The 22,810-nt window shown below is 38.5% G+C and carries 20 protein-coding genes; 5 read left to right on the top strand and 15 right to left on the bottom strand.

All coding sequences use genetic code 11. From position 1 onward, the window contains the following. Nucleotides 1–9 precede the first annotated feature (9 nt). From F752_RS0105645 to F752_RS0105655, 3 genes are all read right to left on the bottom strand, one after another. A complete protein-coding gene (locus F752_RS0105645; RefSeq protein WP_017730760.1) occupies nt 10–741 on the bottom strand; it encodes a TVP38/TMEM64 family protein in 732 nt (243 codons plus the stop codon). Nucleotides 742–861: 120 nt separating this feature from the next. After that, a complete protein-coding gene (locus F752_RS0105650) occupies nt 862–1,392 on the bottom strand; it encodes a DUF421 domain-containing protein (RefSeq protein ID WP_017730761.1) in 531 nt (176 codons plus the stop codon). A 100-nt stretch (nt 1,393–1,492) separates the two neighbouring features. Continuing rightward, nucleotides 1,493–2,311, bottom strand: coding sequence for a potassium channel family protein (locus F752_RS0105655; protein WP_160164087.1), 819 nt, complete (start codon nt 2,309–2,311; stop codon nt 1,493–1,495). 477 nt (nt 2,312–2,788) lie between these two features. On the opposite strand from F752_RS0105655, the gene F752_RS0105660 reads away from it, so the two are divergent. Together F752_RS0105660 and F752_RS0105665 are read left to right on the top strand one after the other, a co-directional pair. Further along, entirely contained in the window at nt 2,789–3,319 is a 531-nt protein-coding gene (locus F752_RS0105660; RefSeq protein WP_017730763.1) for a hypothetical protein, read from the top strand. Between the two features lie 125 nt (nt 3,320–3,444). Beyond that, on the top strand, nt 3,445–3,921 hold the full coding sequence (locus F752_RS0105665) for a hypothetical protein (RefSeq protein WP_017730764.1): 477 nt from the start codon (nt 3,445–3,447) through the stop codon (nt 3,919–3,921). Between the two features lie 268 nt (nt 3,922–4,189). Here the strand turns inward: F752_RS0105665 and F752_RS0105670 are convergent, their stop codons facing one another. Next, complete coding sequence (locus F752_RS0105670) at nt 4,190–4,465, bottom strand: hypothetical protein (RefSeq protein WP_017730765.1); 276 nt, start codon at nt 4,463–4,465, stop codon at nt 4,190–4,192. A gap of 123 nt (nt 4,466–4,588) precedes the next feature. Here F752_RS0105670 and F752_RS23555 point away from each other — a divergent pair, with 123 nt between their 5' ends. Then, nucleotides 4,589–5,608 (top strand): YihY/virulence factor BrkB family protein, encoded by a 1,020-nt coding sequence (locus tag F752_RS23555; protein WP_017730766.1) that lies wholly within the window; start codon nt 4,589–4,591, stop codon nt 5,606–5,608. A gap of 89 nt (nt 5,609–5,697) precedes the next feature. Here the strand turns inward: F752_RS23555 and F752_RS0105680 are convergent, their stop codons facing one another. The 5 genes from F752_RS0105680 to F752_RS0105705 form a co-directional block, all read right to left on the bottom strand. Further along, nucleotides 5,698–6,096: a hypothetical protein gene (locus F752_RS0105680; protein ID WP_026135547.1), complete on the bottom strand. Its 399-nt coding sequence runs from the start codon at nt 6,094–6,096 to the stop codon at nt 5,698–5,700. 31 nt (nt 6,097–6,127) lie between these two features. Next, nucleotides 6,128–6,685: a hypothetical protein gene (locus tag F752_RS0105685; protein ID WP_017730768.1), complete on the bottom strand. Its 558-nt coding sequence runs from the start codon at nt 6,683–6,685 to the stop codon at nt 6,128–6,130. 11 nt (nt 6,686–6,696) lie between these two features. Further along, complete coding sequence (locus tag F752_RS0105690) at nt 6,697–8,160, bottom strand: potassium/proton antiporter (RefSeq protein WP_017730769.1); 1,464 nt, start codon at nt 8,158–8,160, stop codon at nt 6,697–6,699. 118 nt (nt 8,161–8,278) lie between these two features. Further along, nucleotides 8,279–9,019 (bottom strand): TrkA C-terminal domain-containing protein, encoded by a 741-nt coding sequence (locus tag F752_RS0105695; protein WP_236613983.1) that lies wholly within the window; start codon nt 9,017–9,019, stop codon nt 8,279–8,281. 245 nt (nt 9,020–9,264) lie between these two features. After that, on the bottom strand, nt 9,265–10,578 hold the full coding sequence (locus F752_RS0105705) for a mechanosensitive ion channel family protein (protein ID WP_152425041.1): 1,314 nt from the start codon (nt 10,576–10,578) through the stop codon (nt 9,265–9,267). A gap of 343 nt (nt 10,579–10,921) precedes the next feature. On the opposite strand from F752_RS0105705, the gene F752_RS0105710 reads away from it, so the two are divergent. Beyond that, nucleotides 10,922–12,013: a mechanosensitive ion channel family protein gene (locus F752_RS0105710; RefSeq protein WP_017730772.1), complete on the top strand. Its 1,092-nt coding sequence runs from the start codon at nt 10,922–10,924 to the stop codon at nt 12,011–12,013. A gap of 844 nt (nt 12,014–12,857) precedes the next feature. Here the strand turns inward: F752_RS0105710 and F752_RS0105720 are convergent. The 4 genes from F752_RS0105720 to F752_RS0105735 all read right to left on the bottom strand — a co-directional run bounded on the left by F752_RS0105720 (nt 12,858) and on the right by F752_RS0105735 (nt 17,981). Next, on the bottom strand, nt 12,858–14,153 hold the full coding sequence (locus F752_RS0105720; protein ID WP_017730774.1) for a mechanosensitive ion channel family protein: 1,296 nt from the start codon (nt 14,151–14,153) through the stop codon (nt 12,858–12,860). A 186-nt stretch (nt 14,154–14,339) separates the two neighbouring features. Then, a complete protein-coding gene (locus tag F752_RS0105725) occupies nt 14,340–15,971 on the bottom strand; it encodes a cation:proton antiporter (protein ID WP_017730775.1) in 1,632 nt (543 codons plus the stop codon). Nucleotides 15,972–16,280: 309 nt separating this feature from the next. Beyond that, nucleotides 16,281–16,772, bottom strand: coding sequence for a PH domain-containing protein (locus tag F752_RS0105730; protein WP_017730776.1), 492 nt, complete (start codon nt 16,770–16,772; stop codon nt 16,281–16,283). 861 nt (nt 16,773–17,633) lie between these two features. After that, nucleotides 17,634–17,981, bottom strand: coding sequence for a tyrosine-type recombinase/integrase (locus tag F752_RS0105735; RefSeq protein ID WP_017730777.1), 348 nt, complete (start codon nt 17,979–17,981; stop codon nt 17,634–17,636). 496 nt (nt 17,982–18,477) lie between these two features. Between F752_RS0105735 and F752_RS0105740 the strand changes: the two genes are divergently transcribed. Next, nucleotides 18,478–20,019 (top strand): Fic family protein, encoded by a 1,542-nt coding sequence (locus F752_RS0105740; protein ID WP_017730778.1) that lies wholly within the window; start codon nt 18,478–18,480, stop codon nt 20,017–20,019. Nucleotides 20,020–20,144: 125 nt separating this feature from the next. Here F752_RS0105740 and F752_RS0105745 read toward each other — a convergent pair whose 3' ends face one another. Both F752_RS0105745 and F752_RS26210 read right to left on the bottom strand, forming a co-directional pair. After that, complete coding sequence (locus F752_RS0105745) at nt 20,145–21,515, bottom strand: site-specific integrase (protein WP_017730779.1); 1,371 nt, start codon at nt 21,513–21,515, stop codon at nt 20,145–20,147. 837 nt (nt 21,516–22,352) lie between these two features. Then, complete coding sequence (locus F752_RS26210) at nt 22,353–22,511, bottom strand: hypothetical protein (RefSeq protein ID WP_017730781.1); 159 nt, start codon at nt 22,509–22,511, stop codon at nt 22,353–22,355. Nucleotides 22,512–22,810: the final 299 nt, after the last annotated feature.

The following is a 22,810-nucleotide window of genomic DNA, read 5'->3' on the forward strand; positions in this document are numbered from 1 at the left end:
ATAATTGAGTTAAACTTTTATCTTCTGACTCTTCTTTTTCTTATCCCACCATATATAGATAACGAATCCGAGTACACTAACCACACTCACCCAAATAAGGCCGGTTTTCAAACGATCATTATTTTCCCCCAGGTAGGCAATCAAAACGGTAAGAGGAAAGATACCCAGCATGGTAGCACCCATAAATCGCCAGTATCCCATCCGGAGCATACCTCCTACAAAGCTGATGGCATCATTCGAAAGAAAGGGTGAAAGGCGGGTAACAATGACCGCCCAAAAACCATAGTCTTCAATAAAGCCTTCAACCTTTTTTTCTGATTTTGTCCCAAGCAAACGCTCAACAAGTGGTGTTCCTATGTATGCCCCGAGCATATAGCCGATGGAAGATGCACAAAATATAGCAACCAAAATTATACCTGTTCCAAAATATGGCCCATAGGCAATTACTGTAACCACCATAAGAACTGGTGTAGGAATAACCAGCAAAAACATTTGCGCTATCATGGCCGCCACAATAACTGCAGGGCCCCATAAACCAAAGTTATTTACCCACTGCGAAATCCGCTGATCATCTCCACTGGAAAGAACATTCCAAGCTTCGGTAAAAAATTCCTGTACGGATGGAACTACAAAGTACATCAGCACCAGAGTTCCTACCAGGGCTAATGACAAGTAGAGAGGCCATTTCGATTGATCTCTGTGTTCATCTAACGCAGTTGTTTCAGTTTCTTCTTGTTTCATTCCTGATATAATAATCTTTTAGAGAATTTATTAAATATCCTGATACACTCTCTTAGAATGGGAGGATGTCCAGGTAGTCATTTTTTTCATGCGGCTATTTGGAAAAAATTTTACTGTTGGTTAAGCATTCTTATCCAGAAGATTTTGGTAGGAGGAATTTGCGCCTGTTCCGGACTTTCTGATCACTGAAAAGCTTCCATCTGTCTCAAGGATAATAGCTTCCACTTCATTTAGGCTACTAAACTTCTTTTTTCTTACTGCTCCTATTAAGTCTTTTTTACGAATTCTTTCCTTGAGCATGTTCTTTTTCAGAAAACTCCCATTGTAAAAGAGCAAAGTAGGTGAGGAAGTTATGAGTTTAGAAAAAGAAGATGAACGCACCTCTATGTAAGACAGGATATACTGAAGCGCTACAAGCAACAGAAAAGTAGTGAGTGATTCCGCAATAGAAACCTTTTTTGCAGTAAGAATCCTGCCAAAGGCCGACCCCATCGCAATAGTGATCACGAAATCAAAGGCATTCATGCTGGCCAGCGTTCTTTTTCCCGAAACGCGTAAAAGAATAATTATGCCTATGTAGGTAAGGGTTCCCACCACTACTATTCGTACTATAGGTTCCCACCCACTCCAGAAAATAACTATTTTATCCATATTTTATTATTCTTATGGCCTTTTTCTATTATTGATTAAACTATAATCATGTTATCAAGCTTCCTGATTTTTGAAGTCTGTTGCCGCTATTTTTGGGCTGTTAAGCCAGGTTAGGATATACATTTTTCCAGTTTCTGTTCTCATTTTGTAACATACCTGTTAAAATCTTCCTTCTTTCAGGCAAGGTTTGATCTTCCGAAAAGCCTTCCATTAATAGATCTTCAGGAAGCTGAAGATTATACCAGTTTATCTCCGGCTCTTCGTCTGCCTTATTCCTAAATCTTTTCTTTAGGTTTTTAAAGAGCTGGTCAAGAGATTCTCGCAGCATTTGTAGCTCCTCCCGAATAGGGTCAAACTTTCTATTGTTCAGCATTATGCTTACTGCTTCATCCAGCCGGGCTATACTTGTACCAATAGAAATTTCACCATCAGCATTATGAAAATAGTGGAATACGGGATAAGTTTTATAATTAATAGAGTATTGGCCTATCATCTGTTGTAGATTTGAAATTTGCTGGTAACTAAAAGAAGAATCCATTTTCAGGAATTTATTCACTATTTCTGACGGATTACTACCCAGACTATTAATAGAAGAAGCTAAGGACCATTTATGTGCCACTGCGGAGGAAACAGAGAGTAAATAGGTCATGGAAGTAGAAAAGAAAACAAAGCCGTAAAAGGAAAACAGGCTGGTAAGTATCTCAAAAAAAGGGGTAGTAGGTTTAAAATTCCCTATTCCAAGCGTGGAAAGCACATAGCCTGTAAAATAGATTCGCTCTACCACAGTTGCTTCTCTACCACTGCTGTCTACAATCCCTTCGGGATTAAAGGAATATACAAGAAAAAGACCTAACCAAATAAAAAATATCCATGAAGCCAGTACAGAGAGATTAACCGCCATTCCGGAAATATTTAACATCCGCCTGCAAATCCCTTTCTCAAGTACCAGGACCAGTTTATGTGTAAGTTTTGCACAGGTCTTACTCAAATAAGCTGCTCCGCTACCAGATATGGTAGTAAAAAAGAAATCGTATAAGGTGAAAATGAGTATTGCAATGCCTCCTACTAAATAAAGAAGTTCTTCCACTTTAATATTTTTAAATGATCAATAAGAAGATTAGCTTCGAATTTCTATAATTCATTATATTATAAGGCTAATGAGCGTTTAAGTTTCATTTTATAGCAATTAGTCCTTGTTTAAATAATAAGACTCATACCTTTAACAAAAAGTTAATTTGCAAATGATGATAATATGATTTCAAGAAGAACTTAGTATTGATATAAGCTAAGATCCTAATTTAGGAGAGGCACACCCGTTGATAAGGATTTTTCATAAAAAGGAGAATACAATTACAACTCCTATGATTTTTTGTTTCTACCTTAAAGACTGAAAGCTATGAAAAGAATAGAAGATGACAGAGGTATAATGTATAGATTAACAGAAAAGGACCAGAAAAGGAAGAGTTTGGTAACACGGCTTTTAATAAAGTCAATCTTTTATCTTGGAGTGAGTTTATTTTTCAGCCTGCCTCCACTGGTTGCTAATTACTATGAATTAATCCCTTACTTCTTCCTTGGAAGCATTATTCTGTTTCTCCCTTCTTTCTACTATGATTATAAAGAAGAATCCAGGCAGATAATTGAAGTTGATTTGCCAAAAAGATCAGATACGGTTACTTTTAAAATTTTAGATAAGGAAAATACCTTCTATACTAAAATTAAATTAACTGAAGCAAAGGTGAAGCTAATTGAAATGAATGCCGGGCAGATAAAGCAAGTACCTCAAATGGTAATTGTAGAAAGTGAAATTACAAAGGTAGTTCAGAAAAAAAGCATTTTTTGGCCCGGAAAATTATTAAAGGAACTCTACCATGACCTTAAAAAGGTAAAAAGAAACTATGTTGTTTCAGGTGTGGAGAGTAAATAATTGAATTTGTTGAACTTCCTATTAGGAACAGGATGAAGGCTCAGCAATCTTATTCATTCAACCCTCAATTCAAGCTCATTTAAATGTTTTAAGCAGTTTTGCTACTCAAACCCACCTCTACTCAAATGAATATTTTTAAAGTTAGAAACTGGTTTAAAAACCAAGGAGAAATTCAAAGATCAATCAGAAGAAATGTAAAAAGGGCAATGGACCGATATTATAATGCAAAAAGGCTTGATCCTATATTTTCTGAAGGTGAAATAGCCAGCAGAATTTTCATGGTATGGTTTCTATTCCCTGAAAGAAAGTTTTCGGAAGATCAAAAAAATAAGGTTCAGCGTTACCTTGATGCCAATTTTTACCCCAACAACCTTTTAGAGCTATGCCTCATTTCATTAGACATTGAACATAATATCAATCCGGCAAGTGACAAAAATTTTAATAGTTTAGCCAATTCTGTAAAAGAAATGATGATAAACTATGATTATAAGAAAGAAAGTACTGAACAGGATGATCCTTATAAACCTGATAGTGTAGGAACAGAAAATGCAGGCGTAAGCTTAACCCATTTTACAGGAAGATGGTATGTGAGTTTCTTATAATATTCGCTGCTATTTCAGGGTGTCTAGGTAAATTATTTTAAAATCTCAAAAAGTGCTGATCCAGATTTTGGTTCAGCATTTTTTGTATGTGATTTTTAATATCTTAAAACTTGTACACTTCGAATAATTCAATTTGTGGATAAAAATGTGTATATTTTTGAAGAAACTCTGATTTTGAATCAGAAAGGACATAATTATCCATATAGCTATATTTTTTATTGTTTAAGTTTGTTTTTGGGCCGCCTGTTGTAGAGGTGGGCTTTCTTTTTTAACTATCTCTGTTGACCAACTTGGTAAACAATTTGTCGTTATCCTCTGGCTGATACAGTAGAGCCAGTTTGTTATCATCAAAGACTTTAAAAAATTTATCCCAGGAGATTTCTTCCAGATTTTCGGAATCGCTGTTTTTATTATCCGGAAAGCCAATTCTCAGGAGAGCGCTATTGCCCTTATCGGTATCTTTTACTTTCATGGGAACGCCGTCATGCTCATTTACCCAAGACTTAATAGCGTTATGATCGGTTGTTTTTTCTGATTTGGCCATAATTTTCAAATTAGCTTTAAAAAAATTGTATTTAATTTATATATCATTAACATTATAAGTAGCTATCTGTTTATGGAATATCACTTTTGGCTTGTAGAAATTATATTATAATGAATATCTGTTATGTCCATACCATACTTTTTTAAAGAGGCTTTTTCTTTGTTAAAGGAAACCTACCATAATTGGGATGAACATGATCCATGGAGAATGAGCGCTGTTATTGCCTACTATGCAATTTTTTCACTCCCGGGGTTATTGATGGTGACCATAAAAGTGGTAGGTTATTTTTTTGGAGATAAATTGGTAAATGAAGAATTAAACACCACTATTTCCCAACAAATGGGTTCAGGTGCTGCCAATCAGATGCAGACCATAGTTGATCAGGCGAATAATACCGAAGGATTCACCTTTGCTACAATTGTTGGTATTGCTTCCCTTGTATTTGGTGCAACCGGGGTTTTTTACCATTTAAAGCAAAGCTTAAATACCATGTGGGAGGTAGAGGTAAGACCCAACAAAGCCTGGTTAAAATTAATTAAGGATCGTGTATTTTCTTTTGGAATGGTTCTCGTTATAGGTTTTTTAATGTTAATGTCATTGGTCATATCTTCTTTGATCTCCTATTTTAGCGATTATTTGAATGCGATGTTTCCTGAATTGGGGCCTATGTTTTTCAAGTTGGTTCATATCGCGGTCTCTTTGATAATTATTACTATACTATTTGCATTGATGTTTGTGGTTTTGCCTGATGCAAAGGTGAGGTGGAGGGATGTATGGGTTGGTGCTTTTGTAACATCTCTGCTTTTTGTGATCGGTAAAACACTCATTAGCTTATATTTTGGGTATAGTGACCCCGGCTCTGCGTATGGCGCAGCTGGTTCAATCATTTTGATTTTGCTTTGGGTGTCCTATACAAGCCTTATATTATTTTTTGGTGCCGAATTTACCCAAACTTATGGCAGAAGGCATGGTATGGAAATAGTCCCCGCTGAATTCGCAATACGAGTTACAAAAGCTGAAGTGTCAAAAGTAAAAGCTTTAGAGGAGTTGGAAAAAGCCCAGCAAGAAAGGGATAACGCTATTAAAGAACGAGATGAGGCAGTAAGGGACAGGGATAAGGAAAGAGCTCGTAAAGATATTTGAGACTTATTTCGGGGTTTTATTTTAACCAAAATCAATATAAACAGCTTAAATTCAATCAGTTAAAGTACAACAAGATGCCCTATTTCATATTAATTTTCCTTTTTCAGAACTTTCTTTTTATAAGTTGCCAGTAAATCTACCTTCCATTGCCCATCTTGTTTTATGAGTTGAATTTTAGGAAGAGTATCACCGCCAACTTCTTTCAGCACAACAAAAGCTCGCCCCTGAGCAATAGAGTCTCTAATAAAGGAAACATTATAATCAGGAAGTAGAGGTCCGGATATTACCAGATGATCGAGTACCCGCTTTGTTGATGCTGTTCCGAGCTTTTTAGCTTCGCCCAATTTTCCCTGAACTAAACTGGTTCTAAAAGCTATTGCAACAGCTGAAGGGCTATCTCCCATTTCGACAAATGTTCTTGGACTGGTACTGTCATTACAAGAGCTTATCCAACTAAGTAACAGGAGTAAAGAAAGAATGCGTTTCATAAATTATATTTTACCCCCTGAAATATTGGTTTTACCCTACCTTGTAATAGGTACTAATATAGTAGAAAAGATAAATAATTATACCCAATAAAGTAATAGTAAGCGCAAACAGACTGGAAATGGAAACAAATACTCCACTAATCATAATTAATATGCTTAGTAGAAAATTCTCTTCAAACCTAAATACTTCTTTTATGGTTGGAATCGAATCCAAATTTTGTTTCTTGCACCGCTCTATTTTTCGGCTTAAGTGAAGTTGTGTTATCACCATCCAGGATAAGGACATGAGTAAAATCGCAAAACCCAACATATTTATATCCAGCCGGTCAAGAGAGTGGATAGGATAAAGTTTTCCATAAAAATCAGGGAAATAAGTGAAATTAAGAATAATAAAAGTGGTGATCATCAGTAATATCCTGAAAGCTTTATTAACTATCAGAATCCAGTACCACTTCTTCAGAAAAGCTTTATCAACTTCTCCTTTTACCATCATAGGTCTTGCTTTACGATAGATTCCCCAAAGGAGAATGATTATAAGGTAAACAGCAATTATTACCGGCAGCCACAGTCTTAAGTCTTCTGATGTCATCTTATTCTCTTCTATTCTACACCAAGAATGTTCGATACTTCATCAAAAGTATCATCCGAATCTGCCAGCACCATTAATTTATCATAAGGTTCCAGCACAGTCGCTCCATTGGGCGTAATAAATTTTTTATTTCTTTTTATCATCACAATAAGAGCAGGACGGGGGAAGTTCAGGTCAACAACTGGCTTTCCGGCGGCAGGGCTTTTAGCAGGTAATTCTATCTCCACAAGCTCTGTTTTTACATCATCTGAAAGCTCAAGTTCAAGAGGAATTCTTCTCTTAGTTTTTTCTGTTTCTGTTACTTTTAGCCATTCAGCTACTTTTGTAAGGGTGGTGCCCTGTAACATCACGGAGGTAACTGCAATAAAAAAGACAATATTAAAGATCATTTCTGCGCTTTCGACACCTGCAATCAGGGGATAGGTCGCAAATACAATTGGTACGGCTCCACGAAGACCTACCCAGGAAATAAAGAAGCGCTCTTTAAGAGGCATCCGGAAAAATGCCAAACTTAAAAATACACCTATAGGTCTTGCCAGGAATATCTGGAAAAGAGCTATGAGTAAGCCAATTCCTGCAACCGGCAAAATATGAGAAGGGTATACCAGCAAGCCGAGGGTAAGGAATACCACTATTTGCATGAGCCATGCTAATCCATCAAAAAAGCGAATAACACTTCGCTTATGGATAAAGCTGTTATTACCCAAAATAATGCCTACGATATAAATTGCCAGAAAGCCATTTCCTCCTAAAGCATCAGTAACTGAATACGTAAAGAAAAGAAGTGCAAGCAATAAGACAGAATATAGCCCCTCAAAATCCAGGTTTATCTTATTGATGATCCGTAAAGATGCTTTTCCAAGTCCATAGCCTATCGCTCCTCCTAATACCATTTGCTGAAAGAAGAAGGGGATTAAAGATAAGACATCCTTTTCAGGATTTAGAACCAGCGTAACCATTGAAACTGTGAGGAAGAATGCCATCGGGTCATTACTTCCGCTTTCCAGCTCCAGGGTAGAGCGCAATTCATTTTTTATTCCTGTGCTTTTAGATCTTAAAATTGAAAATACCGCAGCAGCATCTGTTGAGGAAACAATAGAGCCCAATAATAAACCTTCCAATAAAGTAAGATCTGTTAACCAGCTCACAAAACCTCCAATGGCCACGGCTGTAATCAGTACACCAAGCGTAGAAAGGCTTACTCCTTTCCACAATACAGGCTTTACACTTGCCCACCGAGTATCGAGGCCACCAGCGAAGAGAATAAAATTAAGGGCCACCACACCAATAAACTGCGCATTCTGCGGATCATCAAAATGAATGCCTACAAACCCTTCCGAACCAGCCATTATGCCAATGAGCAAAAAGAGAATTAGCGTAGGAACGCCAAGTTTGTAGGTTGTTTTACCGGCTACAATACTGATGAAAAGTAATATTGAGCCAATAAGTAAAATATTCTCCGTGGTAAATTCCATAAAATTCCTATGGAGCTTTATTGCTCCTCTATTAATCTCTTTTAAGCCTCTATTAATTGATAAAACTAAAAAAATATTTCCACTTATACTTATCGACAAGAGTATAAAGGACTAAAAATCAATCAGGCCTTGGGCCATTCCTTTCATTTGCCGGCTTAATAATACCCTGATCCTGCAGGGCTTCTTCTTTACTAATCTTTTTATTTTCCTTTTCCGACAGCCACCTTTCGAAATCACCCTTACTTCCTTTCTTGCGTTCACTCAGGCTAATGATAGCCGAGGCTCTGCCGTAAATGATTAATGTGTCGCCGGGGCAAATTTGAGTGTCGTGTCTTGGTATACCCAGATAGGAACCGTTTTTTCTGTTGATTCCCAGAATGAAAAGGCCTTCTCTTGGTAAGGCAAGCTCTGCCAGCTTTTTTTCTGCCAGCCAATCATCCTTTTCTATAAATATTTCTGAAATTTCATACTCTCCGGCTAGATGCAGCAAGCCTGAATAATCCTTTACATTGAGACTGGTGTATTTCTGAAGGGCAAAATTAATCACCCTGGACAACCAGCGGTTTACTATTTTACTGTTAAAAATAATAGTTACCAGGATAATCCCGGCCACTAGTAGTCCTACACGGGCTGAAAGGGGGAGGTTGAAAGGATCTTCATGTGAATCTACCATGGTTAACATAAGGGTAGCAACTACTGACACAATCCCTGCATTTCCTAGCAACATCAGGAGCATTATGATTCTTCTTCTGAGCGGGTGGTTAACAATATTCTCTGACTCTTTAGTAGCATACCCAACACCCGTAAAAGCAGAGCGGGCCTGGAATTTTGCTGACTGCCTGGATAGACCTGTGTGCATTAGGGCTATAGTAGCCACTTTAGTAATTAGAAATGAAATGCTGATTATTAGAATTACAGTAAATGCAGGAATCATGTGGACTTTATTGATCCAACCTGTACGGGGGCAATCAGGTTATTCAGGTACCAGGGGCTCTTAAAAAATATATCCATTCTGGCGGTTCTGTCCATATGCGAAGAAAAGAGAAAAGGAGCCTTTAAAATTTCATGTAATTCTTTTGCTTAGGCCACAGCAACTCTCCTGTTCTACTCCTTTCCTTCTTCACCTTTATATTTCCCCTCTCCCGGTATCTTTACATCAGCTGGCTTACCATCAGGGGTTATAAATTGAAGCTGTTTCCGGGGGTATACTGATTTAATCTTGTCAGCATATTCTTCCTTATTGATTTCGTTCAGGATCCGTATCGATAATTCAGTCTTCCACTTTCTTCGTTCGCGAGCACCAACCAGGTACCTGATAATAATATCGGTCCAGGACTCTCCTATAGAAATAAAGATTTGAGGTTTTTCTGTTACCTCAATGTTTAATTTTGCTTTCCGGAGGATGTGCTGGTATTTTTGGACCGGCTCAACCATATAACCCCCTAACAAATCATCGGCTATCTTTTCTAGCGTCCTCATGGCTTCTTTGATGTCCGATTCATTGGCTACTGCAATGGCCAGCTCATCCCAAACATAAGGAAAATCGCCTGTCAGGTTTACTACGGTGCCTGTCAGAATTTCATTATTAGGAAAGGTTACAAGCCTTCCTGTAGGTTGTTCAGAGTGCACAAAGCCCGGACGGTCCGGGCCTCCTGCTTCCCAGACAGTGGTAGTGAGAAAATCAATTTTATACACATCTCCAAAAACATCGCCTACCTGAATGCGGTCACCTACCTTATAATAGCCTCTGAAGGAATTTAACAGCCAACCTGTAAAGCTTTCAATAGGGGTTTGCAGGGACCAGGAAAGGGCAAGACCTACAAGCCCCAGCGACCCCACCAAGGCTCTAATGTCGCCCGCCACTACACTTATAGCTATCCCAATCGCGAACAACCATACAGAAATAACGACCAGCGTGATAACAGCGCCTGAACTTTTCCAGTGACCGATGGTTTTCCGTAAAACCAGGCTCAGGAGCCTCACAAGCAACCATGCCAGGATCAGAGAAAGGATAGCCACCAGTATTTTGGGCAAATTAGCATAAAATCCTTCCCAAAGTCTTTTCAGGGTGCCTACAGCCTCATCCTTGGCAGCTTCGCTGATATCCCCTGGCTGTTGTACCTCGGCAGCGGTATCTTCCGGAACCACTAACTCATCAACCGCTACCTTTTCGATGATAGATACTGAATCAGGTAGACTTTCTTGTTGGCTGAAATTTTCTATTGTTGTATCTTCTTCAGAAGGGTTCGTCTGGGAATAGCCTGCTTCTCCGGGAGTTAAAAGTATTAACAGAAAACCTGTTAGGGCAACCGCCAGAATGGAGCCTTGCCGGAATCTTTTTAACTGGTCTTGAGCCCCCTTTACCGCCCTTCCTCCTACACCTCTACGCTTTCTTACGGATGGCTTTTTTTTCATCATGCTGGCTTTAGCTCTAAAAAAGGTGAGTCAGCTTTCGCATTTCGGCTCTTAAACCGTATTTTCCTGTTTCTGTAAATGTTGTTGAAGGGCATAATTAAAGAAATATCTTCAGCTATAAACAGACTGCTATTATGACATCCTCTGAAAAATAACAAAGGGGTTGGGATGCAGCCTTTTCCTATGCTAGGAACTATAAAATCTTTATTAGGTTCAGGAGGTGATATAGCCAAATCAACCATTTCACAAACAAGGCAGGAAGTGGAGAGTTAAGAAGATTGAAGCCTGCAAAAAAAGAGTATAAAGAGTATAATTGGCCAGCTCTTCAGGAAAAGAATAAACAAAAATGAACGAGATATTAGACAAAGCTTACTGGGGGAATACTGTTCAGGATTATCTTATCGCCTTGGGCATTATCATTCTTGGAATATTACTCATAAAAATATTTAAGCGCACTATTTTCGCAGGAATCAGGAGATGGACACAAAGATCCTCCACTAAAATTGATGATTTTATTGTTACAAGCATTGATCGTTTTGGCTTACCTGTCCTCCATGTTATCGTAGTAATTATTGGTCTAAACTATCTAACCTTTACCGAAAGAGGTGAAAATATTATCTGGATCGCTGCTACAGTGGTTCTTACCTTTCTGGTAATCCGGCTCATCTCTAATACCATTCTTTTGCTCTTACAGGGCTATGTAAAACGCCAAAGTCATGGAGAGGAAAAAGTCCGGCAGCTGGGGGGCATCATGCTCATCATCAATGTTATCATTTGGGGAACAGGTATTCTCTTCCTGTTCAACAACCTGGGCTATGATGTTACTGCTGTGGTTGCAGGCCTTGGAATCGGCGGTATAGCCATTGCCCTGGCTGCCCAGAATATCCTGAGTGACCTGTTTAACTACCTGGTTATTTTTCTTGACAGGCCCTTTGAGATTGGCGACTTTGTAGTAATCGACGATAAAAATGGGGTGATTGAGAAAATAGGTATCAAAACAACCCGAATCAAAACCCTATCTGGAGAGCAGCTCGTGTTTGCCAACAGCGACCTTACCAATTCCCGCATCCACAATTACAAGAAGATGCAGCAACGGAGGGTTGTTTTTAAAATAAGGGTAGCATATGAGACCGCGCATGAAGACCTTAAAAAGATCCCTCTTATTTTAAAAGCGATTGTACAGGAGCAGGATCCTGTAAAGTTTGACCGGGCCCACTTTGCCTCTTATGGTGATTTTAGCCTCGATTTTGAGGTTGTATACCATGTATTAGATGCTGATTATAGTAAGTACATGGATATTCAGCAATCCATTAACTTGCGAATCTTTGAAGAATTTGAGAAAATGGATATCGAAATTGCCTACCCTACCAGAACTTTGTATGTAATAGACCAGCAAGGAAATAGAAAAGAATCTCTTAGCCCTAAACGATCCTTGTGACTTATAGGGAGAAGGTATGATTATGCAACCACAGGATAATAATTACACAATTTTCTTTATAATTTTTGAATTCGGGGTTTTACCAGAAGGAAATATGAATAGACAAGAATTGCAGAAAGGCAAACAAACAGGGAATAAATACTGGAAATGGAAATGAATATACCACACAACATGCACAGTATTCCAAAGTGGATCTTCCTTTCAAAGGAATAAACCTTTTTTAGGTATATTCTGATATACACATTTTTTAAGGACACTCTCTTTGTATCCACCTTCATCTTCTGGTTTTTAGTTTCTCTATTCCATTTAAATTGCCAGAAAACTACCCAGACAAAGCAGAGAATTAAAATCAACACACCCAGGGTATTTACAACAGGTATCTCCAGCGAATAAATGGGCAGGAAAATAGAATACAGTTCCGGGGAAAAAATAAATACTAAAACTATAATAGTGGCGACGAATAATAATAACTGAAAAAAATTATTTACGATTTCCAGGTTATTCCACTTCTTAACAAGCGTGAGCCTAATTTCCTCTTCCTTAAATGAATGGGGTTTGGTTTGCCGTAAAAGGTGCCAGACAAATATGGCCCCCGAATAAAGGATCAGTAACAGCGGCAGGTAATACCTTAAAATTTCCGAATCCATACTCTTTTTTTGTTGTTTGAGAGGCAATCTAGCAGGTTTTTCCTGTATTGAGAATGTTTCTCTCTAAAGAGAAAATAACCTCCTTTTGAAGGATTTGTTCTCGCTTATCCTCCATTACCTCTTTCGCTCTTATTGCTTTTTACAGCCTGTTCTATTAAACCCTGATCAGTACAAAGGTTCATGCGAAGGGCATCCTTTTAGTTTGGTGAGGTTTCTACTTTGGAATATTGATTTAGCGTTTTACCAGATGTTGCAGGCTGCGTAAACTGAAGGCTACGCACATCATCTGCGGCAGGCATTTCAAATATTTCCAAATCAAAATATCTTACAGCGGCAAAGAGGTGGTCGAAAATATCAGCCATAATTCCTTCATAATTTACCCAGGCAATATCATTGCTAAACACATATAATTCTATAGGCATTCCGGTAGCTGTAGGCGCCAGCTGTCGTACCATCATGGACATGCCCTTGTGAGTACCGGGGTGCTGGACAAGATACGCGTCTATGTATTTTCGGAAAACTCCTACATTCGTAAGGCTACGACCATTGATGATCAGGCTCTTATCAATCTCATTTTCCTGATTGTACTTATTTATTTCATTCTGTCGCTCTTCCAGGTAATCGCTTATCAGCTGAATTTTGCTGAACCGCTCTACATCATCGGCAGATAGGTACCGAATGCTGGATATCTTTATGTAGACAGCCCTTTTAATTCGCCGGCCGCCTGATCGCTGCATTCCCCTCCAGTTCTTAAAAGAGTCGGAAATAAGATAATAGGTCGGGATTGTCGTGATGGTCTTGTCCCAGTTTTGCACCTTAACGGTGGTAAGATTAATTTCAGTTACATCGCCATCGGCCCCGTATTTCTCCATAGATATCCAGTCGCCAATACGCACCATATCGTTGGAAGATACCTGAATACTGGCCACAAAGCCGAGTATCGTATCTTTGAAAACCAGTAACAGGATAGCTGATGCAGCTCCCATAGCCGTAATGAAGGCCAACAATGGTTTGCCCGTAAGCAGGGAAAATATCAGCAGCCCCCCCACAAAGTAAAGAGCAATTGAAATTACCTGTAAAAAGCTGTCAATAGGTTTATCCTTAAAGGCTTCCTTTGTTTTAAGGTAATCTCTGCAGGTACGTAAGCAAGACCGTAACAGACCTACTGCTAAAATAACGATGTAAATATCCGTAAGCCTGGTAAGCGGTTCAATCCAGTCTTCAAAATCAGCAAAAACATAGGGAATTGCCTGTACTACAATAATGAGTGGAATAATACGGGCAAGGTAGGCTAAAACCTTATTTCTTAGCAGGTAATCATCAAAATGGGTGCTGGTTCTTGCTGTAAACTTTTGTAGGACTCCTCTTAATATTTTTTTTGATATCCAGTCGGCTAAAAGCACCGCTGCAATAAGTAAGAAGCACAGAAGCAGCATATTGATGTAAACTGCCGTACGTGCCGGAATTCCTAGTTCTACCAGTTGATTGACCATACTATTTTTTTGAAGAGCACTATCTGCACATGCAGTAAAAAAGATTTACTCCGGAAGAGCAACTACAAAAGTAAGAAAATTATAGTTCTAAGGGGAGTCTATCCTTTCTTTATCATGGCAGGATCAGATCAGCAGCGCCGTGAACAATCCATATGAAAATTGAATTCCGGTAATGAGAATCCCTTTTTATTCTGAAAACAGATTCTCCACTTCTACTTTGGCCGCATCCATGTAAGGTCTCAAGACGTGATGTGCTCCATTTTTTCTTAGCTTGTCTTCCTCTTCATCGGTATGAGCAATTACAGTAACCTTACCTTCAAAATCATTCTGATTCAGGAATCTTAATAACCTGATATTTGTATCAAGATTAGGAGCTGTACTGATAATGTGTTTAGTGTTTTTTATGGGTAAAAGGTTAGGAAGTTCCGGATCATCAGCATCCCCATACTCCGCATTTACTCCTTTTTCCTGCCACCTACTAACAATGGCCGGGTCAAAATCAACAATCATGATGTTGTACCCTTTTTCTATTAGGTTTTTAGCAAGATTATTTCCAAATCTCCCTATCCCCACCACAATATAATCTAATACCGATTCGTCTTTTTCCAGTTCTCCTTTTGTGGGGTGTTTCTTTTCGAAGATCGTGAGCAGAGGAGCTATTTTCTTAAAAATAGGTCCGGAATATAGAATCATGTAGGTGGATAAACTGATAGTAATTAAACCTACCAATGTAATCAAACCTACAGTCTCCTCATCAATATGTCCGTTTTCAAGACCCAGCGCAGCAAGGATAAGGGAAAATTCACTAATCTGGGCTACAGTAAGGCCAGCCAGAAAACCAGTTCTTTTCCTGTATCCCATCACTCCCATTATGATCATCACAATAATGGGATTCCCAACTAAAACAAACGCAGAAAATAATAAGCCGGGCACGATTTGCTCTCCAATAGCAGAAAGATCTGCCTCTGAACCTAAATCAATAAAGAAGAATAGCAGAAGAAAATCCCGGATACTACCTAAATGAGCTGAAATAACTTCCCGAAACTGAGTAGAGGCCAGAGAAATCCCACCCAGAAAGGCCCCTACCTCTTTACTGAATCCTAAATAGCCACCTATTGCAGCTAGGCTTACTGCCCATGCTATGGAGGACAAAACCAGTAACTCCTGGTTTTTAGCCAGCTTTTTTACGGCTCCTGGTATTACATAGCGCATCAGTAATCCTATGGCGGCAATAAAAGCTATTCCTTTCAGGAATACCATCAGCAATTCATTCCAAATGTTTGCTTCTTCACCTCCGGCTCCAAAAGCTGACAGAATGATCATGGTAATGATCACCACAATATCCTGCACAATTAAAAACCCCATCGCTATCTGTCCATGCAATTTATCAACCTCCTTTTTATCAGAAAGCATTTTTACGATGATAATTGTACTGGAAAAAGTAAGAGCAACCGCTATATAAATGGCATGTGTGGTAGAGAAACCCAATGCCAGAGCTATTAAAAATCCAAAGCCTGAAGTAAAGAAAACCTGCCCTAAACCCGTAATCAGTGCTACAGGTCCGGTAGTTTTAATCAAATTCAAATCAAGCTTTAAGCCAACCACAAATAAAAGTACAGCAATACCAATCTCTGCTAACAGTTCTATTTTTTCTTTTGAGGCTAAAAGATCGAAACCAGCCGGGCCAACCAGAATACCCACCGCAATAAAGGTAACAATTAAGGGTTGCTTCAGGAGCCTTCCAACAGCCCCAGCTATTGCTGAAATGAGTAATATAGCTGCGAATTCATAAAATGCGTGGTTCGTTAAAATCTCCATAAGACAAAAAAATTCTCCGTACTACCAGTTAGTAACAACTTATTATTAACCACTACCTGCCTTCCCTGTTCATCCTTTTAAGTATCTCATTTGACTTAAAAGTGAAGTAAAAGTCATAAATACACCTCTTTCGACCCTGTATTTCTAAAGCACAGTAGTAGATTATACAGCAAACTATCCTCATGCGGAAATTTAGGGCCGTGCTGCTAAAAACGGATATGGAAAAAGTATGATACCGGACTGAAAAAAATAAAGCCTTACGAATTTTAATCCATAAGGCTTTATTCCTTTCAAAATGGTAAACTAAATTTAAGGCTTACTTACTGCTGGTTTTAAATTTGAGTTGATTATGTTTGCCCATTTTTCACTAAGCTGAAGTTCCTCATGCAAAGACATACTCTCCTCTTTATTATAAAACTCTAAAGCCTTTTCAGGCATTTTTGAATCACGAAACTTAAATACCAACTCAAGACGATCAATTATCTTGTTATCATTTACCATTCTATTAACATTATTCACCCTACACTTTTCCACTTCCGATAAATCTATAAAAGCTTTTTGTTCTTTATCTTCTCGTTTTTTAAAGTAAAAGAGTCTGTTTGTACTGGTATCAATGCCAATTCCATAATAGTGGCTCCATACCTCATATTGTGAAAATTTCACATTTTGTTGTTCAGCTAAATTTATAAGCTCCTTTGAAAAATTCTTTTTCTTCTTCTTTTGTACCCCTGAATAATAAATAAATGGCACAATACATAATGCCAAAAGAACAAGTGCTATTATTACTGATCCTAAATCCATCTTTGTTTATTTTAAATTGTAAAACGCACCATACCCCAGAAGCAGGCATACAAGCCTGTCTGCAGAATGATGACAAAACCATTAGTGCGATTGAGCTACGCTCAAATGAACCTCAAAAACAAAGAGTGGAATTACCAGAAATAATGGAAGGGGAAAATAATATCACCAATTGTTAAGCCTGGATATATTTCCCTTGAGTTTGAAAGATATTGCGAAGCAATATTTCGTATTCTCAACTCAAAAGAAAGTGAACCACCCGAAAAATCGTTCGGATGATTTTTTGAATTAGGTGTTGGGAGGTGATTTATCGAGCTTACAACATGCTCACTTTGCCGGTGTAGGCAAAAAATATTATTTAGCTTTCTTTCTGAAAAATACGACGAAGAATTTTCTTCATCTATGCCTTGAAATGCTGCATTGAGTAACGCACTGTAATTGTCTTTACTAATGCCAGCACAGGATAGCACAATGACAAAGAGAAGTACAGCGAATCTTATATAGTTACTCATCGTGCAAAAGTACAATGATTTAAGTACCGTTTTTACCTAAAACTCGAAAGAGCTCTGTGGTTAATTCTTAAATGATAATCCTGGATAAGATAACAAAACTAATTAAATTAATAAGTTTAAGATCCTCCTCTTAGAAGATATAATAGAATTTAGGTACTTTTTTCGGAAAGAATGCGCTGAATTTATCAGCCATAATAGGTTTCATGGTATTGACGTTGGTACTATAATATTCCCCTGATTTAGGGCCCCTACTTCTAGTTCAGGATGCGTTTTAATGTTTACTACAGATTCCCCTTTTGCTTTAAGGCCACAATAAGAGCAAACATTAAAACTAAATGCATTTTAATGTTTGCTAAAGAAATGTTCTTAACTTATACTCAAGAACAACATCATCACAATCAGGACAACTAATTTTCATATTATCTCCCAGCTCCTCCTTCACAAGCTGATCCCACTTGTCCATTTTCTTTTCCCTGAGTCGGTCAACAATTCTGGCGTACCGTTGGGTGGTACTTATTTCCGAGTGCCCTAAAATATCACTGACCACTTCCAGTTTCAGTCCCAGAATTAAGGAAGTAATGGCAAAAGTATGCCGGGCACAGTGAAAGGTGATATGTTTATTGATGCCCGCTATCTGCATAATCTCCTTCAGGTAATTGTTGGTAGTCCCATTTTCCTGAACAGCACTTTCAAACAACATTCCTGAAGAATTTTCCTAGTTGAACAGGGAATACAATCGCTTCCGGACAGGAATACGTACTGTTTTTCGCAGGTCTGCCTCAGCAGGCCTTGAAATGCACTCTTTCCCTGTCCACAGGTCCAATATTATCTGTATTGGTCCCATTTCATTACCCCTTCAGGCGCCGACAATAATTTTGTACATGCTACTTCTGCGGCAGGAAAAAGAGATGGTTGGCAACAGAACAAGCAGTCCTTTGAAAGTGGTTTTTCATAGTTCTGCGTGACACCATAGTAGCCTTTTTTCTTTAGGCCATTTATGATTGTTAGGTCATCTTTTGCTCTCCTAATAAAAAGTGTCTTAGACTAACCTTGTTCTCCTCGACTAAACCAAATAAGCGTTTTTCATAAAAACTCCTTACTTATAAGTGTTTTTCACAATCCATAAGTGTTTTTCATGTATATTAGTAGGGCGTTTTTCATGCAAAGGCATCAGCAATAAATATTTTTCACAGGAAATGGCAAATAATAAGTGTTTTTCACAGGAAATAAGTGTTTTTCATGGAAGAACGGCACCTGAAGCCGGAAGCCTGGCAGGTTACGGCGCCATTATTAGCGCCCTGGAATTGGCTGTTCCCATGCCACGACAACTTATATTGATTAGTGAAAAGCACAAGCAATATACAACAGCCGAATGGATCGTACTAACCCCCAGGCACAAGCCTAAAGAAGATCTTTATGCACATATAGTACTTGCACTAAAATGGGAGGGTGTTAATCTCTTATTCTTTAAAAAGCTATTTGAAAAACTCACCGCCCCCACTATAGAAAGCTGGATCGCGGCAGCACCGCAAAGCCAATATAGTCGAAGAATCTGGTTTTTGTATGAGTGGCTGATGCAAAGCCAGCTGCAGCTCCCAGACCTAAAAGAAGGTAACTATGTTGATTTAATCAATGAGAAACTACAGTATGTAAGCCCAACCACTCAAACCTCCAGCCGCCACCGCATAAAGAATAACCTACCCGGAAACTGCGATTTTTGCCCTCTTATTCACAAAACCACCCGGCTGGAAAATTACATAGACGCACAGCTGGATGAAAAAACCAATGCAGTCATTTGCGGCGTGCATAAAGATATTTTGCTACGCACCTCTGCTTTCCTGCTACTTAAAGACTCTAAAGCCTCCTTCACCATTGAAGGAGAAAATCCCAGCCAGACCAGAGCAGTTCGCTGGGGCCGGGCTATTGGCCAGGCAGGAAGCAAGCCGCTAAGTAAAGAAGAGCTGCTACGGTTACAGCAAATTATCATTGAAAACAGCCGTTTCATCCAGATGGGCTACCGCACCGAAGGAGGTTTTATTGGCGAACACGACAGAAACACGGGCGAGCCCATACCGGATCATATCTCAGCCAGGGCAGAAGATCTGGAAAAATTAATGGGAGGCTTAACTACAGCATCCAGGCAGATGGAGCAGGCGGGATTTCACCCGGTGCTTACGGCCACTAAAATTGCCTTTGGCTTCGTGTTTATACACCCACTTGTTGATGGCAATGGGCGCCTACACCGTTACCTCATCCATCATGAACTTGCCAGCATGAGGTTTACGCCACAAGGCATCATTTTTCCGGTGTCTGCCGCAATACTAGACCGTATTGTTGACTATCAGAAAGTACTGGAAAGCTATTCACACCCTTTGCTGGACCTGATAGAATGGAAAAAGACACCAAAGAACAATGTCGAGGTTCTCAATGAAACCATTGACTACTATCGTTATTTTGATGCCACCACCCAGGCAGAGTTTTTATTTAAATGTGTAGATGCCACCATTCACACTATCATACCCCAGGAAGTAGCCTATCTGCAAGAGTGGGAAAGTATGAAGTCCTGGCTCGACGATCGCTTTCAAATGCCTGATAAGATGGTGGCTTTACTCATCCGTTTCTTAGAGCAAAACGGAGGTACCCTATCAAAAAGAGCAGTAGAAAAGGAATTTCCAGGCCTATCGAGTGAAGAGGTAAAGGAAATTGAAGGAAGGTTTAGCCTCTACTTTAATAGCTAGAGCCACCTATCCATTTATCAGAAATCTCTTCTCTGCCAAATGTCCTCAAATATTTGAGGGCAGATAATAAATTTGGAAAATCACGGACTGGCTACGGAACTTCCTCCGGTGCTAAAATCAATAAATTAAAGTTGATACATAAACTGATGACTGCAGGATTGACAGCTTAAGGTGAAATTCCCAGAAACGAACAGACCGTTCTTATATTCAAGAACAACATCGTCGCAATCAGGACAACTAATCTTCGTATTATCTCCCAGCTCCTCCTTCACAAGCTGATCCCACTTGTCCATTTCCTTTTCCCTAAGCCGGTCCACAATCCTTGCATATCTTTGAGTGGTACTTATTTCTGAGTGCCCTAAAATATCACTAACCACTTCAAGTTTCAGCCCTAAAATCAAGGAAGTAATGGCAAACGTATGCCGGGCACAGTGAAAGGTAATATGTTTGTTAATACCCGCTAACTGCATAATTTCTTTCAGGTAATTGTTGGTAGTCCCATTTTCCTGAACAGAATTTTCAAACAGTAATCCTGAAGAGTTCTCCCAGTTGAATAGAGAATACAATCGCTTCCGGACAGGAATACGTACTGTCTTACGTTTCCCCAGTCGTCCCTTTATCATCTGTTTTACAATAAAGTCTTCTTTAATGTGCGACCTGGTTAGTGTCTTTATATCCGAATGCCTCAATCCGCAGTAGCAAGCAGTGAGGAAGTGCTGTAGCGTGCTTTGATAGCGCTCTCCCACATGAAAATCACGGGCATGTTTGGAGCTGGCTTTCTTGACATGCTCAAGAAGAGACTTACTTTCATATATATCGTGTAAGCGGGTTATTTCTTCCGGCTCCAGGTACTCCACATTTACAAGATGAGGCTTCCCCACCTTAATTTCAGTAAAAGGATAATCTTTAATAAGCCCTTTTTTATGGAGCCTTAAAAGATACTTCCTTAGAAAAACTTTTGCATGAAAAACGGAATTATCGGAATGCTTTAAGGTGTGCTTTATATAATGAAGGTACTTTTCAATAAACTCTACGGATAACTGATGAACCGTTAATTTAGGACAATACTTTTGAAGCTTATCAAATTGATTACAGTAGTTATCCAGAGTATCATTTGAGATATCAGTGTTCTCTCTTTCATATTCTATTACTTCCTTTACATACTCAAAAAAATCAAGTGCCTGTGTTTTCCCGGTATCACTTTTATAGATACTTTCAATTTTCTTAAAAGTAACTTCCTCCCCTTGCTTTTCCAGATCAGCAATAATCGTATCCACTCTTACTTCCTGTCTTTTAATGAAGGAGGTAATTTGCGTGTATCCATTAATGCCTGACTTTACCTTCTTATTGGCTGCATCATAATGTTCAGATTTAATCCGCCTTCCTAATTTCAGATAATTATTCTTCCGGTTAATACAGATCCTTAGGCTTAAAGGGATGGTTCCATCTTTGGAAACATAGTCTGTTTTGCACTCAAAATTGAAGGTAATGTTCATGAAGTATCAATTTATATCCCGAAATAATTAGTGAACTATTAGTGAACACAGCTCGTGATTATTCAATAAATATAAATAAATACTTCAATTTACGCGCCTGAAATGGCTAAAATAAGAGGATTTAGAGGGGTATCAACAAATAAGATGAGAGATGAAAAGTTTAGGAAACGACTATTCTATCCATTGAACTACGGGACCATGTTAAAGTGGTTATTTTCAGCTGATTAAATAACTTTTGTATACTACACCCTTACCCATGTTTTCAAGATGTTTACCACTTTTATATACCACCGCACTATCTTTAATTACTTTTAGCAACACAACATTTAATGTCTTTCAATAAAACGGTCAAAAAGGCATCCGATTCACATGGGATTGTAAATATAAGGAAAACAGAGGACAGGAAACAATCCTTTCACAGCTTAAAGATTAGATTACCAAAACGATTCTGGAGTAAAGAAAGTAGTACCGTTAGAAGGAATGATACTTATGACTTTGAGGATATACACCAGAAAATGACTGATAAAATAAAGGAACTCGAAAAATTCGATAGCGGTAATGTTCCTTTCAAGGAGATTTCCTCTTATAACAAGAAAGAATCATTTTTAGCATATTTTGTACAGGGAAGGCTACAAATTTTCATTTACACTCCCCCGGACACTGTCTTTCGTAATTTTTTAACTATTCTACAGTATACCTGAATAATTTATAGTTCTTCACCTCCGCAAATAAGCATCACCTATAAAATGTTGTTCAGCAATATTCCCTTCAAGCATCACCATTCTTACTAACAAGCAAAGGAAAGTGCGACAGGCTTCCTTTAATACTGTAGGAGTCTTACTCAAACTTTACTGCTCCTGTTTGAGCAGTATAGACTTCACCATTCTCCAATTTATAGACAACTTTAAAGGAGTGACTTAAATCTTTAAATATTGGCTCCTGTTTTAATTTAAGCGAGAACCACTCTTCTTGAATATTTTCTTGGTTTTCTTCCAAATAGGTAGATAATGGTTTGAAGTCTTCAAAATCTCTGAATGAGGATACAAATCCACTTACATCAACAATTTCATTGATCGTATCACCAGCGGAATAGCTCTCATTAAAGTTGTTATTAGTAATTACATAAAGCGTATCTACCTTCTCTTTAGACCCCTTATAACCATCATATTCAACACAACTCGTGGCAAAAGCTTTGTTAGAAAAATCAAAATTTAAAAATGCCTGATTTTCTGAATAATATAATGGACCCCGAAAATAGGACAGCAGGTTAAGTGTAAATTATTAACTTGTTATCC

It is taken from the genome of Nafulsella turpanensis ZLM-10, assembly GCF_000346615.1.
GTDB classification, from domain to species: domain Bacteria; phylum Bacteroidota; class Bacteroidia; order Cytophagales; family Cyclobacteriaceae; genus Nafulsella; species Nafulsella turpanensis.

Coding starts and splice junctions, on each gene's coding strand:
- F752_RS0105730 (WP_017730776.1), bottom strand. CDS start 16,772: ATGGATTTAGGATCAGTAATAATAGCACTTGTTCTTTTGGCATTATGT.
- F752_RS0105665 (WP_017730764.1), top strand. CDS start 3,445: ATGAATATTTTTAAAGTTAGAAACTGGTTTAAAAACCAAGGAGAAATT.
- F752_RS0105740 (WP_017730778.1), top strand. CDS start 18,478: ATGGCAAATAATAAGTGTTTTTCACAGGAAATAAGTGTTTTTCATGGA.
- F752_RS0105705 (WP_152425041.1), bottom strand. CDS start 10,578: ATGATGAAAAAAAAGCCATCCGTAAGAAAGCGTAGAGGTGTAGGAGGA.
- F752_RS0105690 (WP_017730769.1), bottom strand. CDS start 8,160: ATGGAATTTACCACGGAGAATATTTTACTTATTGGCTCAATATTACTT.
- F752_RS0105710 (WP_017730772.1), top strand. CDS start 10,922: ATGAACGAGATATTAGACAAAGCTTACTGGGGGAATACTGTTCAGGAT.
- F752_RS0105680 (WP_026135547.1), bottom strand. CDS start 6,096: ATGAAACGCATTCTTTCTTTACTCCTGTTACTTAGTTGGATAAGCTCT.
- F752_RS0105685 (WP_017730768.1), bottom strand. CDS start 6,685: ATGACATCAGAAGACTTAAGACTGTGGCTGCCGGTAATAATTGCTGTT.
- F752_RS0105735 (WP_017730777.1), bottom strand. CDS start 17,981: ATGTTGTTTGAAAGTGCTGTTCAGGAAAATGGGACTACCAACAATTAC.
- F752_RS0105745 (WP_017730779.1), bottom strand. CDS start 21,515: ATGAACATTACCTTCAATTTTGAGTGCAAAACAGACTATGTTTCCAAA.
- F752_RS0105660 (WP_017730763.1), top strand. CDS start 2,789: ATGAAAAGAATAGAAGATGACAGAGGTATAATGTATAGATTAACAGAA.
- F752_RS23555 (WP_017730766.1), top strand. CDS start 4,589: ATGTCCATACCATACTTTTTTAAAGAGGCTTTTTCTTTGTTAAAGGAA.
- F752_RS0105650 (WP_017730761.1), bottom strand. CDS start 1,392: ATGGATAAAATAGTTATTTTCTGGAGTGGGTGGGAACCTATAGTACGA.
- F752_RS0105655 (WP_160164087.1), bottom strand. CDS start 2,311: ATGTTAAATATTTCCGGAATGGCGGTTAATCTCTCTGTACTGGCTTCA.
- F752_RS0105720 (WP_017730774.1), bottom strand. CDS start 14,153: ATGGTCAATCAACTGGTAGAACTAGGAATTCCGGCACGTACGGCAGTT.
- F752_RS0105670 (WP_017730765.1), bottom strand. CDS start 4,465: ATGGCCAAATCAGAAAAAACAACCGATCATAACGCTATTAAGTCTTGG.
- F752_RS0105725 (WP_017730775.1), bottom strand. CDS start 15,971: ATGGAGATTTTAACGAACCACGCATTTTATGAATTCGCAGCTATATTA.
- F752_RS0105645 (WP_017730760.1), bottom strand. CDS start 741: ATGAAACAAGAAGAAACTGAAACAACTGCGTTAGATGAACACAGAGAT.
- F752_RS0105695 (WP_236613983.1), bottom strand. CDS start 9,019: ATGCACACAGGTCTATCCAGGCAGTCAGCAAAATTCCAGGCCCGCTCT.